This is a genomic window from Microcoleus sp. S13C4 (genome assembly GCF_036700865.1).
Lineage (GTDB): Bacteria > Cyanobacteriota > Cyanobacteriia > Cyanobacteriales > Microcoleaceae > Microcoleus.
This window is the reverse complement of the sequence record NZ_JAUBPS010000041.1, coordinates 52,278-64,166: the sequence shown is the minus strand read 5'-3', so window position 1 is coordinate 64,166 and position 11,889 is coordinate 52,278. Positions and strand designations below refer to the sequence as shown.

The window sequence follows — 11,889 nt, the reverse complement described above, 5'->3', positions numbered from 1 at the left end:
GTTTTTAGCTGGCATTTTTGTAGAGATTGACTAAACTCATTTTTTATTATACCCTATTTAAAGGCACAACAGCTTAGCACTACCGCACCCTAGTTTAGCTGCTTGCTTCTCGGTGATACTTAAATTACCTAGGGTACTTTTTAAGGTCTTGATTCTTCCGGCTTTTGTACCGCTAGCTGAGCAGATAAAAAAAAGCCGATATGTGGTGTCACATGAGTCAAAACTTGGTCTCTCACTGCGAGTTCAATATCTTCTAATGTCTGCAAGGAATCAGGATTATAATCATCATAAAGTATGGCAGAAATAGCATCTAGGTGTGTTTTAATTGTCTGTTGTTGTTCAGGTGTCATGATTATATATGCAGTGGGAAGAGATGATAATTATCGCCATTATACTGATGATGGGTAAAAAAGTCATGGTGGGGTTCACGAGTATTTATACTCATCGCAAAAGTGACACCCTCCCGTGCATTTCCGTCTCATAATCCCGAAAATCTGAGATTTTCCCATCCCAATACCTTTGAATATATTTCCCCGCGATTTCCGCACCATCCATCCCGTGTCTAATCCCTTCGCCGCCCAAAAAATTCACTGTCGAGACAGTATCCCCGATCGCAATTATATTACCCTTGCAATAAATATCCTTCAAACCAGGACTGTACTTCAGTGTCGAACCGTGTTTGTCAATAATTTTATAATTTTTAGATTTCAGATATTCATCAATCAGTAAATCAATATATTTTTTCAGCGGTTACAAGCTAAAAAAATGGATCAGAGAGTGCGATCATATGTGTAAGACATTTGCTGCCGTCAAATATATATTTAAGTTAGTTACTCATTATCAGATATTTGATTTTCCCAAACTTCATAGTTATGGTAAATTCTCATAAATGATTTAGGATTGCTATACCATATCATCCTTGTCGATAAAATATTCCCCGCTGTCGGGTTCAACAGCCATGTACCAGTTGTAGTGGGTTTTAATCAATTCTGGTTTGAGGCGATCGAAAATTGGTTTGCAGCGCTGATAAAATGTTGGCCTGTCAGCGCGCCACTGGGCTTTTTTTTGTTCTGATCACGGATTTTTGGGGAACAATCTTCCCCGTCGCACGGTAAGATTTGGTTTCACGTTAGTCATTGTTTTTTCTCCCTTATCCTCCAATCTTCCTTCAATCATGCTGGTTTTTCAGTGTCATAGATCGATCTGATATAGGATTGTAAGGTGCGCTAGGCGCACCTTACAATCCTAGCTATTTACACGCTAACAGGAGACTGTTTGGGGCTGAATGTTGCCAAAATACGATCGCACATTTGCGACGGATTTAATCCCAAACTGGCAAATGATTGTTCAGGAGTTGCATGATCTACCAATGTATCGGGTACACCCAACCGCATCACTGGAACAACAACATTATTGTCCAACAAAGCTTCGGCTACTGCTGAACCAAAGCCTCCCATCAAACAGCCTTCTTCCATTGTGACAACTTTGCCGATTCGCTGTGCTAAAGGCAAGATTAATTCGGTGTCCAAAGGCTTGACAAAACGCGCATTGATCACAGTTGCTTCAATGCCGTGTTCGCTCAGAATCTCGGCGGTTTGCATCGCCGGATAAACCATTGAACCATAACCCAATATTAGCAAATCGTCGCCGTTGCGGAGAATTTCGGCTTTGCCGATCGGCAATTCTTCCCAACCTTCTTCCATCAAAGGCACGCCGTAACCGTTGCCGCGCGGGTAACGCATGGTGATGGGGCCGCTGGTGTGGTTGATTCCTGTGACTATCATCCGCTGCAATTCTGCCTCATCTTTTGGCGCCATAACTACCATATTTGGCAGGCAACGCAAGAAGGCAATGTCGTACATTCCTTGGTGAGTTGGGCCGTCAGCCCCGACAATGCCGGCGCGATCCAAACAGAAGAAAACTGGCAAATTTTGGATGCAAACATCGTGAATTATTTGGTCGTATCCCCGCTGCACAAAGGTCGAGTAAATTGCCACAACCGGGCGCATTCCTTCGCAGGCTAAACCAGCGGATAAAGTCACGGCGTGCTGTTCGGCAATCCCGACATCAATGTACTGTTTCGGCAGTTTTTCATGAAGTTTATCCAGACCTGTTCCGGTTGCCATTGCAGCGGTAATGCCGACAATTTTGGGATTATCTTCTGCTAGCTTTACCAGGGCGTGAGCAAAGACTTTCGAGTAAGCGGGAGGCTTGGGTTTGGTGGAGGGAATGCCTTTGCCGGTGGCTAAGTTAAAGGGATTTTGGGCGTGATATCCTACTTGGTCTTTTTCGGCGATCGCATATCCTTTGCCCTTCACCGTCACAACGTGAACTAGCACCGGGCCTTGAATAGTATGAGCTTGTTTGAAAGTGGCAATTAACTCTTCCAAATTGTGTCCGTCTACCGGGCCCATGTAAGTAAAGCCTAATTCTTCAATTACGGCTCCAACTTTCGAGACGGCCAAGCGTTTCATCCCTTCTTTGAGGCGTTCCATTTCTGGGGTAAAAGTTTCGCCGACAAAGGGAATGTGTTTGAATTGTTCCTCTAAGTTATCTTTGAGAAACTGCACCGGTGGTGACAATCGCATCTTGTTCAAATAGCGGGTAATTGCGCCGACGTTGGGAGAGATTGACATCTCGTTGTCGTTGAGCACAACTAACAAATTGGTTTTCGGCATATGGCCCGCGTGGTTGATCGCTTCGAGTGCCATGCCGCCAGTCAATGCGCCGTCGCCGATGACTGCTACAGTTTTAAAGTTTTCGCCCTTGAGGTCGCGCGCCATCGCCATTCCTAATGCTGCGGAAATGCTTGTGGAAGCGTGACCTGCACCAAAATGGTCAAATTTGCTCTCGCAGCGCTTGAGATAGCCTGCAACGCCGTCTTTTTGGCGCAGGGTATGGAATTGGTTGTAGCGGCCGGTGATTAATTTGTGAGGATAAGCTTGGTGGCCCACATCCCAGGTAACTTTGTCGCGATCGAGGTCGAGTGTTTGGTAGAGTGCTAAGGTTAGTTCGACTACACCCAATCCTGGGCCGAGGTGACCGCCGCTAGCGGCTACAGTTTCTAAATGCTTTTCTCGAATTTGTCGGGCAATTTGTTCGAGTTGATGAATCGACAGGCCGTGTAATTGGTTTGGGTGAGTCAGTTCGCTGAGATGCATATTTTAAAATCTTGCTCCTGTGAATCAGGACGAATCCTTAACAGATATAGGTTGTGCCTGCGACGTTGGGTACGCGCAAACGTTAGAATAGTTTAACGGTTATTTGAGAAAAACTGTTAGGCGTAAGATTTTTGTTATTTTTGGTCTGGAAATTATAGTTAATAAATTGCACGCAGTCAATATAAAAAAAGCTTATGTTGTTAGTTGCTAATGGCTAGTTGTTAGCTTCTTGGGGATTGTTAAGCATTTAAAGCTAAATAAGCCCACCTAAAAAAATAGAATACTCACATACCCGACTTCTTTAAGAAGCCGGGTATCTAACAGAAGAACGTTTGACGTTTAATTAGAGCGACCTACTTACTTTTTGTCAGGAAAGGACGAGTTCCCTTTTCTATTAATCGGTTTTCCAGTTAAAAGAAAAAAGGCTCTCGCTCCCATCAATTACAACATTTGCTCTCATTGAGCCGATCGAACTTCTGGCAATTTCTGGGCCCCAGTCGTATCAAATACGATCGCGTGTTTGGCCGCCGGCAACAACCGCCGTAAAATTTGCATATATCCCTCTGCATCGCCCCGGCGGTGGAATCGAGCAACCACCAATCGCTGCATATCTGGCAATTGCCGCACGATACACCACGGATGAGTGTTTAATTTGGGCTTTGATGTTGGTATCATAGGGTAATCCTTCCCCACGTTCGTGGGGTGTGGTAGAAAAAGCGATCGCCCTTAAGTTTTCCAGGCTCGGAGGGCGATCGTTTTTAGTGTACATAGATATTGTCCGGTATATATGCACCGAAGTCAAGCAAAAAAATGGGCTACGTGAGACTGCGGATTCGAGAATTAGCTGAGAAGAGAGGTTGGACATTTAAAGAAGTTGCCGATCGATCCGGAGTCAACTACAACACCGTAAAAAGCTACGGAAGGCGGGATGCTTTGAACACAGTCGATCTGTCTGCTGTCTACAAAATAGCCCGCGCCTTAGACGTAACAATAGAAGATTTGGTCGAGATTTTGGAAGATTGAGGGCGCGCTAATGGGATACGTTAGACTGCGGATTCGAGAACTAGCTGAGCAAAAGGGTTGGACGCTAAAGCAAGTTGCCGATCGATCGGGAGTGAATTACAACACTGTTAGAAGCTACGTTCAGCGCGATGCTTTGAACACGGCCGATATTTCTGCTGTCTACAAAATAGCCCGCGCCTTCGATGTGACTATGGAAGATTTAGTTGAGATTTTGGAAGATTGAGGGGCAGACTGAAGATGCGATCTCTTCCCGGTAGAAGATAATCTACTTCTTCCTTCTGCTTCCTCCTTCTTCCTTCGCGTCCTACCCTTCGGGAACGGCTTCGCCGAACGCGTCTTCGCGGTTCAATAATATAGACAGTATTGGTGCTAAACTCGCGTTTGACTTTGCAAAATTTCCTCCAACAACCGCTCTTGACTTTTCGCAGGTTCCTTGCAAGTCAAACACTCGCAAACTAACCCGATAACTCCTTCAGGTAAATCAGCCTCAATCTGAAAAACAGCAGTCGGATAATACTGGGAAATCAACCCAGAAATTTGATCGGGTGACGTGCGAATCAGAGTAGAATGCTGATACCAGTCGATCGCCGAAAGTAGACTCGGACAAGCTTGCGGAGCATCTTGTACAATACTGCTGAAAGCTTGCAAACCTTGTTGGGCGCGATCAAGATATTCCAAATTTTGCCCCAACAGTGCCAGACGAACCAAAGATGCGATCGCAATTCCATTCGCCGCCGGAGTTGCATTGTCTATATAGCTGCGTTCCCGCACCAACAAATCTCCGCTAGCATCCTTAGCAGTATTGTAATACCCTCCCAATTCCACGCTCCACAAAAACTTATCAAACTCTTCTTGCACCTGCACAGCTTTCTCCAACCAAAACTGAGAATTCGGCAACTGTTTTGCCTCTTCCCCGTTCCCTAAAGTCAAACTCGCTTGGTGCAAATCCAACAAAGCTTTCACAAACAAAGCATAATCTTCCGACTGCGCGGTTACAGCAGATTGCCCGTCATAATTCAACCGCTGAAACCGCCCGTCCGTCCACTGATTTTCTAAAATAAAATTAGCAGTTGTCACAGCTAATTCCAGATATTCCAAATTTCCAAAAACAGCCGCAGCGCGGGCTAAACCCGAAATCATTAAGCTATTCCAAGCAGCAATCATTTTCGTGTCAGTAACTGCGGGAATTCTTCCGGGCCAACTGTCGTTTTTAGCTTCTTGATTGTTGCGGGCTGGCGGAAAGGTTTTTACACTATCGGTATTGCCACCGTAGCGAACTTGAAAGAGTTTAGCCAAAGCCGTTTCTACGGTGTTGCTCAGTTTTCCCGGATGGCGGCGCTGCAATACATTCTTGCCTTCAAAATTACCGCTACGGCTAACAGTAAACTGTGCTTTTATTTCCGCCAATTCCTCAGCAGTTAATAGTGCTTCGAGTTCGGCATAAGTCCAGACATAAAATGCTCCTTCTTCCGGTTCAACTTCCTCTGAAGTGTTAAAACTGTCAGCATCCTGTGCAGCATAAAAATAGCCTGTCGGCGCAGTCATTTCTCGCTTTAACCATTCTACTGTCCCTGCGATCGCAGTTTCAAAAGCGGGTTCTTGTATTCCCGCACTCCACAAATTTGCTAAATACTCAACAATTTGACCGTTGTCGTAAAGCATTTTTTCAAAGTGTGGCACAGTCCAAGTCCCATCAACCGTGTAGCGGTGAAATCCGCCTGCTACGTGGTCGTAAATGCCGCCCAATGCTAAGTCTAATCCGCGCTGATTGCATACTTGTTTGCTGTCGTATTTTGATTCAAAATTAAATCGGGTTCCCCGCAGTGCTAGCTCAGCATAAGGTATCATTGGAAAACTGGGGCCTGGGTTGTGGCCGGCAACAATTCCGGTGTTGAGTTCTAAGCCCTTTTGAAAGATTTCGCGATTTAATTCGGCGGTTACTCCTGACAGCGCTGCCGTCTGTTGGAGGTTGCCTAAAATCTCTGCTTTGAAGGCTTCTACTTTGCCTTTTTCTGTGTCGTAAAAGCGGCGAATTGCTTGCAAAACTTCTAAAAATCCCGGTCGTCCGTAGCGCGGTTCTACAGGGAAATAAGTGCCTCCGTAGAAGGGAACTCGCTCGTCTGGAGTGAGAAAAACGTTGAGGGGCCAACCGCCTTGACCGGTCATCATTTGCAAGGTTTGCATATAAATGCTGTCAATATCCGGGCGTTCTTCGCGATCGACTTTTATCGGTATAAACTGCGAATTCATGTATTGGGCGATCGCGCGATCGGAAAATGCTTCTCCTTCCATCACCGTACACCAGTGGCAGCTAGAGTAGCCAATTGAGAGGAAAATCGGTTTGTTTTCGCTCCGGGCCGCTTCTAAGGCTTCGTCGCACCAAGGCCACCAGTCGATCGGATTTTCGGCGTGTTTCCGGAGGTAAAGGCTTTGGGATTGAGCAAGACGGTTGACCATAATCAAATCCACTTTAACTCGTGCTGAGTAAGCTTGTCAGTTCTCTAGCAGTTTAGCGCGAGATGTTTTAGTTGAGTTGTTGCAGATCATTATGTTTTAATATTAATACCAATTTAAGGTGAAGTTGCACATATCTCGATCCCCCTAAATCCCCCTTAAGAAGGGGGACTTTGAGAAGAATCTTGTCCCCCCCTTATTAAGGGGGGTTAGGGGGGATCAGATTCTATGCAGCCTCATAAAAAATTGGTATAACGCTGAGTATCTCGATCTAATATGAGCTTATCATCTCGGAGAACCTTCAATCAACAGCTCGGACAATTTTTGGTGAGTGCTGCTGTTCCTCCTGCTGTTATCAAACTGAGCCAAACTGCATCGTCGGATCAAGCTTTATTAGAAACTAATCTTAACAATTTTCTGGCTAAAGCAGACCCAGAAATAGAATTATTAGTCCCGACCTTTTTAGGTAACGACAAGCGTCGGTTCTACGGCAGAGGTGTCCCCAAAAGCTTGAAGTTAATCGACAAATTTGAGCTAGGAAGCGGACGGACTTTTCTGGGAAGGCGATCGCAAATTTGGAGTGGCGCGGGTTGGACTGGACAGCCCACAATTACCAGAGACCGGGGGAAAACTTATTTAATTATAGGTTCTTTCGACCACAATTTGCGAAAAATAGATATTGCTACAAATAAAGAAGTGTGGCGCTATAAATTTGATGATATAATCAAAGGCTCATCAACAATTTATATCGATGAAAAAGCCAGCGCCGAAAATAGAATTGTGATTTTGCAGGGAAGCCGCAGCGGCGGTGGTGGCAAAAATGTTGTGCCGAGTTTTAGGGCAATATCTTTTAGAACTGGCAAGGAACTTTGGAAATTGGACATCAGGAGAACGCCCAGCTACAGCCGGGATAATGACAGCAGCGCTTTGGACATCGGCGGTGGCGTTTTGTTCAATGCGGGGGAAAATGCGATCGGCTATTTTATCGATAGTTCGGCCAGCCAAGCAAAAATCAAACAAGGCATCAAGCAGCCAAATATCTTGTCGGAAGTACAGCTTTATGCAGCCGGAGATATCAGCAAACACGGCGGAAACTTGGTAGCGGAGTCATCGCCATCACGGCTCAAAGATAGAATATTTCTAGCTGCTGGTTCCGGTCATATTTACGGTATTAGCATTGAAACCAAAAAGATAGTTTGGGATTTTTATACGGGTTCAGATTTGGATGGAACTGCTGTAATTTCTCAATCAGGTAAACTGTTTTGTGCCATTGAAAAACAATACATTCAGGGCAACGGCGGAGTGCTGAAGCTGAATCCAAACAAAGAACCGAATGCCAGCGTCGAATGGTTTTTACCTACCGGAAATCGCCGACTTTCTAGCTGGGAAGGGGGGATAATTGGCTCGGTGGCGTTGAATGACGAGTACAATTCAGGGGAGTTTCCGGCGCTGTTTGCCACAAATGCGATCGACGGCAACTTATACATCGGTTCCCAAGATATGATTACAGGCAAAAAAACGGCTGTACCTTGGCGAAACCAGTCTTACGATACTCCGGTAATAGTTTTTCAAAAAGAAATAGGTTCTTCTATTTCAACTCCCATTTTTACCGATGGCAATAAACTGATCAGTGCCGGTTACAACGGCGTTTATTTGTTCGAGTTGAATTGGGAACGAGCGAAGTCAGGCGAGAAAAATGCTTTGAGAAATGCTAAAGGCGAGTTTTACCGTTTGAAAGTAAAAGAATCCGGGAGATTTAAGCCGGGCTTATCCTTTGAGGCGACGCCTGTAGTTTGGGACGGAATTGTGAGGATTTGCGCGAGGGATGGCTGGATGTATACGTTGGGTTAGTTATTGGTATTTTTTCCTCTATCGGGAACAGGCTTTCTTGCCTATTCCACAATAAGTAAACTCTTTAGTCGAACAGGCCCGAAAGCCTGTTCGACTAAAGGGTGTGGAAATCTCCCACCTATTCCTACCTGTGGTTTAACTGCGGTTATATGTATGAGAGAAATAATTTCGGAAATTATCGGAAACTCGTTATGACAACTCATGAAACTCAAATAAGTCAAGTTTACGGTTCAGAGGATGCTCAAGGTATTTTACAGCTTGCGATCGCGCGATCGCAAAATGCTTCCCCTTCCATCACCCTACACCAGTGGCCGCTAGAGTAGCCAATTGACAGGAAAATCGGTTTATTTTCCCTCCGGGCCCTTTCTCAGCCTTCGTCGCACCAGGGCCACCAGTCGATCAAATTTTCGGCCTGTTTTCGCAGATAAAGGCTTTGGGATTGAGTAAGACGGTTGACCATAGTCAAATCCCCTTGAACTTTTGCTGGGTAAGCTTGTCAGTTCTATAGCAGTTTAGCGCTAGATGTTTTAGCTGAGTTGTTGCTGATAATCCTGTTTTCATACGATCACTGATCATTTATATGTCAAATGAGTCGATCATCTCGGAGAACCTTCAATCAACGGCTGGGAAAATTTTTGCTGACTGCGGCGGTTCCTCCTGCTGTCCTCAAACAGTGCCACACTCAATCTGGGAAGTGACGGAGTGAGAAACCCCCTGAAACCTTGATATTTAGAGGGTTTAGGATATTGAACCTCCCTCAAGAGAGTAGTAATTATCACAAGTTTATTGACCATTGGGAGGGTAGCGAACACGAACAATCCTGATTCGACCCTGCAGAAAGTCTAAAAATTAGCGATCGCACGCACACATTTTTTTGATGACAAGCTACTCAAACCCTTACTGCGTCAAGTATTTCTACTTGCTGCTCACGCCTTTAAATCTTAGAATCGAGCTTTTTCAGAAAAAAATAATATTAACAAATTTTTAGGGAAAGCAGACCCAGAAATAGAATTATTAATCCCAACATTTTTAGATAACGACCACCGCGCCTTCTACGGTAGACGCAAGCCTGTTTCATTCTCTTGTAGGGGCTGCCTCCCGTGGCTGCCCCAATCCCACCAAATGCCTAAGAAATTCTGGATGGGTCGGGTCGGCATTCTTGGCACGACCCGTACAAAAAGCTGGTTTTCCTGAGAATGAAACAGCCCTGACGGTAGAGGTGTTCCGCAAACTATGTCCTAGAAAGTCGAGTCGTCCCTTTACTCGGCCAAAGTTCCGGCGTCACAGATAATAACCAGCACCGAAACCATTGGTCTTTAAACTGAGATGTTGCACCATGATCAATAAGCCTGTTGTGGGCGGCCTCTGGGGCCCAACCCCTACTCCCCACAAGAAAACTCATTCTTTGTGGAACGGGCCCCAGAGCCGGTTCTTGGTAATGGTGCAACATATAAGTCTAAATGGCGCTTGTTGCTGAATCCGAAAGGGAGAATCGACGCACCGAATATGAACCCAGATTTTGTCCTGAGTTATAGCCCACATTCTGCCGCTTCAACTGTCACCATCGGTTTTTACCTATTTTTACCCAGCCATCCAGCTCTCACTTAAACTTTTCTACCGTACATTAACGGATAAAAAACTTTTTAAGGGCATAATTTAGAGCTTTAAAACAGTTTTATCAGTAATTATGCTGTGTAAAAACCCAGGTTAGGAAGGTGGGTTAGAGCTTTTTGAAATAAAGAAAAGTTAGGACTAAAATCCGGGTGGCAGCACCCTATTTTTTTATGCACGCCATAGGAAATAGCTAGCTAGAAGTCATCTATTTAGGCATTTTGCCTAAATCCCATCAGCGTATTCTGAATCTTCATCGAATCTTTATCAAAACTACTTGCATTAACTTGTGGTTCCGTTTACATTGAATATGTGAAGGAAAAAAACCTGCTTCCAGCAAACATAAAAATAAAGGTGTTAACAATGAAATTGCAATTAAACTTAGTCAAATCTCTTTTAGCTGTTGCCAGTGTCGCCACTCTTAGTGCAGTATCCGCAGCACCTGCCTCTGCCTTCAGCTTTGGTAATATCGCTGGTGGCGATACCGTTGGAGATGCTTATGTTAATGACTTTAGCTTTGATGTCACAGATGGTGGCTCAGATAACGTTTTCTTCAAAATTGCCAATAATAACACATCCGTCCCCGGTATCTTTATTGGTTCAGTTTACTTTGACACAGGTTATAACACCAATTTATTGAGCGCCTTTGGCATTAATACTGGTAATACCGGCACGGTTGATTTTAAAGATAATGGTACTGCTAATATGCCACAAAGTTCAAACCTTACTACTCCTTGGTCTACGGATTTTTCAGCTACGAAAAATGGTGCTGGGTCGAACGGTGTCCAAACTGGTGAGGCTTTGGGATTGAGTTTTGGTGGAAATTATACTAACGTAGTTTCCGCGTTGAATGCTGGTACTTTGAGACTAGGGTTGCACGTCCAGGGTATTAATGGCGGTAGCGATACTTTTGTCAGCAGTATCAGCACTAGCAACACTGAAGCTACTCCTGAACCTTTAACAATGCTTGCTGCTGGAGCCGCTGTTGGTTTTGGTACTATGTTCAAAAAGCAACGCGCTCAGGCTCACAAAGCTCAATAGGCTATCATTTGAACTCGTTTTCGATTCTGGCTTGATGCCAAACTGATTATTTTATGTTCGAGCTAAAAACCTGGTTTCTTGGTGAAACCAGGTTTCTTAGTATCTGATAGCGCGCCACCGTGAAAACCCCGGACTTTGAAGCCGAACTCACAGCATCTCATATTTGTAAAAACACTTCTTCTGGCTCCTTCTTTCTTCCTCTTTCCTCCTGGCTCCTCCCTCCAATTTCTATGTTGACTGCTTTGAGATGCTTCCCGTAAAATCGCCCCTAGACAGCGCATTTAAGAACTCCCGTAAGGCTGTTTCTGAAGCATTTCCGATATATAGCAATCCTTGCAGGAGTCGTAAATTTTTTACCCCACCCAAACCCTCCCCGAACCCGCTGGGAGTCCGTAAGAAATTCCCAAATGATGCGAGGATTGCTATAAAGACCGCTCGATTCTTGAAAAGCAGATAATCACCATTGAGCATGGCTCGAACTCCAACTCGCTCAGCCGTATTTACTCAAACCTCAGTGTCACACCGTGCGCGGTGCCAATTTTGTCTACTTTCAAGAAACCCAAGCCTCATTAAGGCTACTTATTTTTAATTTTTGTTGATTCACTCTCTTTTTCGTATTTGCTTACAGGGGTCAAGTAAGCAAGTGCTAGGCATCCAACCAATCATTTCGAGTAGCCGTCTTTCCACTAGGTATCCTAATGCTGAGCTATGCGTTGCCTGTGAGTCTCACCATTCGTCAAATTCCAAA

The 11,889-nt window shown here is 44.8% G+C and carries 9 protein-coding genes and 1 pseudogene; 5 read left to right on the top strand and 5 right to left on the bottom strand.

All coding sequences use genetic code 11. The features are described from left to right. Positions 1-140: 140 nt before the first annotated feature. The 3 genes from QT996_RS18040 to QT996_RS18030 all read right to left on the bottom strand — a co-directional run bounded on the left by QT996_RS18040 (position 141) and on the right by QT996_RS18030 (position 3,836). Positions 141-350 carry a hypothetical protein gene (locus QT996_RS18040; protein WP_333048089.1) on the bottom strand — a complete coding sequence of 70 codons (210 nt, stop codon included), beginning with the start codon at positions 348-350 and terminating at the stop codon, positions 141-143. Between the two features lie 903 nt (positions 351-1,253). After that, complete coding sequence (gene dxs, locus QT996_RS18035; protein ID WP_333048088.1) at positions 1,254-3,161, bottom strand: 1-deoxy-D-xylulose-5-phosphate synthase; 1,908 nt, start codon at positions 3,159-3,161, stop codon at positions 1,254-1,256. Between the two features lie 456 nt (positions 3,162-3,617). Further along, entirely contained in the window at positions 3,618-3,836 is a 219-nt protein-coding gene (locus tag QT996_RS18030) for a hypothetical protein (protein WP_333048087.1), read from the bottom strand. A 135-nt stretch (positions 3,837-3,971) separates the two neighbouring features. On the opposite strand from QT996_RS18030, the gene QT996_RS18025 reads away from it, so the two are divergent. Together QT996_RS18025 and QT996_RS18020 are read left to right on the top strand one after the other, a co-directional pair. After that, positions 3,972-4,184: a helix-turn-helix transcriptional regulator gene (locus QT996_RS18025; RefSeq protein WP_333048085.1), complete on the top strand. Its 213-nt coding sequence runs from the start codon at positions 3,972-3,974 to the stop codon at positions 4,182-4,184. 10 nt (positions 4,185-4,194) lie between these two features. Continuing rightward, the gene (locus QT996_RS18020) at positions 4,195-4,407 is read left to right on the top strand and encodes a helix-turn-helix domain-containing protein (RefSeq protein ID WP_293180980.1); all 213 of its coding nucleotides are present in this window, start codon (positions 4,195-4,197) and stop codon (positions 4,405-4,407) included. Between the two features lie 146 nt (positions 4,408-4,553). Here the strand turns inward: QT996_RS18020 and QT996_RS18015 are convergent, their stop codons facing one another. Beyond that, a complete protein-coding gene (locus QT996_RS18015) occupies positions 4,554-6,641 on the bottom strand; it encodes a thioredoxin domain-containing protein (RefSeq protein WP_333048084.1) in 2,088 nt (695 codons plus the stop codon). Positions 6,642-6,914: 273 nt separating this feature from the next. On the opposite strand from QT996_RS18015, the gene QT996_RS18010 reads away from it, so the two are divergent. Together QT996_RS18010 and QT996_RS18005 are read left to right on the top strand one after the other, a co-directional pair. Then, positions 6,915-8,489, top strand: a complete 1,575-nt coding sequence (locus QT996_RS18010) for a PQQ-binding-like beta-propeller repeat protein (RefSeq protein ID WP_333048083.1) — start codon at positions 6,915-6,917, stop codon at positions 8,487-8,489. Between the two features lie 191 nt (positions 8,490-8,680). Continuing rightward, the gene (locus QT996_RS18005) at positions 8,681-8,812 is read left to right on the top strand and encodes a hypothetical protein (protein WP_333048081.1); all 132 of its coding nucleotides are present in this window, start codon (positions 8,681-8,683) and stop codon (positions 8,810-8,812) included. Here the strand turns inward: QT996_RS18005 and QT996_RS28680 are convergent. Further along, a pseudogene (locus QT996_RS28680) lies at positions 8,749-8,949 on the bottom strand (DUF255 domain-containing protein); the annotation flags it as partial. The gene QT996_RS18005 and the pseudogene QT996_RS28680 sit on opposite strands and share 64 nt — an antisense overlap. Before the next feature lie 1,463 nt (positions 8,950-10,412). Here QT996_RS28680 and QT996_RS18000 point away from each other — a divergent pair. Next, complete coding sequence (locus tag QT996_RS18000) at positions 10,413-11,141, top strand: PEP-CTERM sorting domain-containing protein (protein WP_333048080.1); 729 nt, start codon at positions 10,413-10,415, stop codon at positions 11,139-11,141. The last annotated feature ends 748 nt before the right edge of the window (positions 11,142-11,889 follow it).

Coding starts and splice junctions, on each gene's coding strand:
- QT996_RS18040 (WP_333048089.1), bottom strand. CDS start 350: ATGACACCTGAACAACAACAGACAATTAAAACACACCTAGATGCTATT.
- dxs (WP_333048088.1), bottom strand. CDS start 3,161: ATGCATCTCAGCGAACTGACTCACCCAAACCAATTACACGGCCTGTCG.
- QT996_RS18030 (WP_333048087.1), bottom strand. CDS start 3,836: ATGATACCAACATCAAAGCCCAAATTAAACACTCATCCGTGGTGTATC.
- QT996_RS18025 (WP_333048085.1), top strand. CDS start 3,972: ATGGGCTACGTGAGACTGCGGATTCGAGAATTAGCTGAGAAGAGAGGT.
- QT996_RS18020 (WP_293180980.1), top strand. CDS start 4,195: ATGGGATACGTTAGACTGCGGATTCGAGAACTAGCTGAGCAAAAGGGT.
- QT996_RS18015 (WP_333048084.1), bottom strand. CDS start 6,641: ATGGTCAACCGTCTTGCTCAATCCCAAAGCCTTTACCTCCGGAAACAC.
- QT996_RS18010 (WP_333048083.1), top strand. CDS start 6,915: ATGAGCTTATCATCTCGGAGAACCTTCAATCAACAGCTCGGACAATTT.
- QT996_RS18005 (WP_333048081.1), top strand. CDS start 8,681: ATGACAACTCATGAAACTCAAATAAGTCAAGTTTACGGTTCAGAGGAT.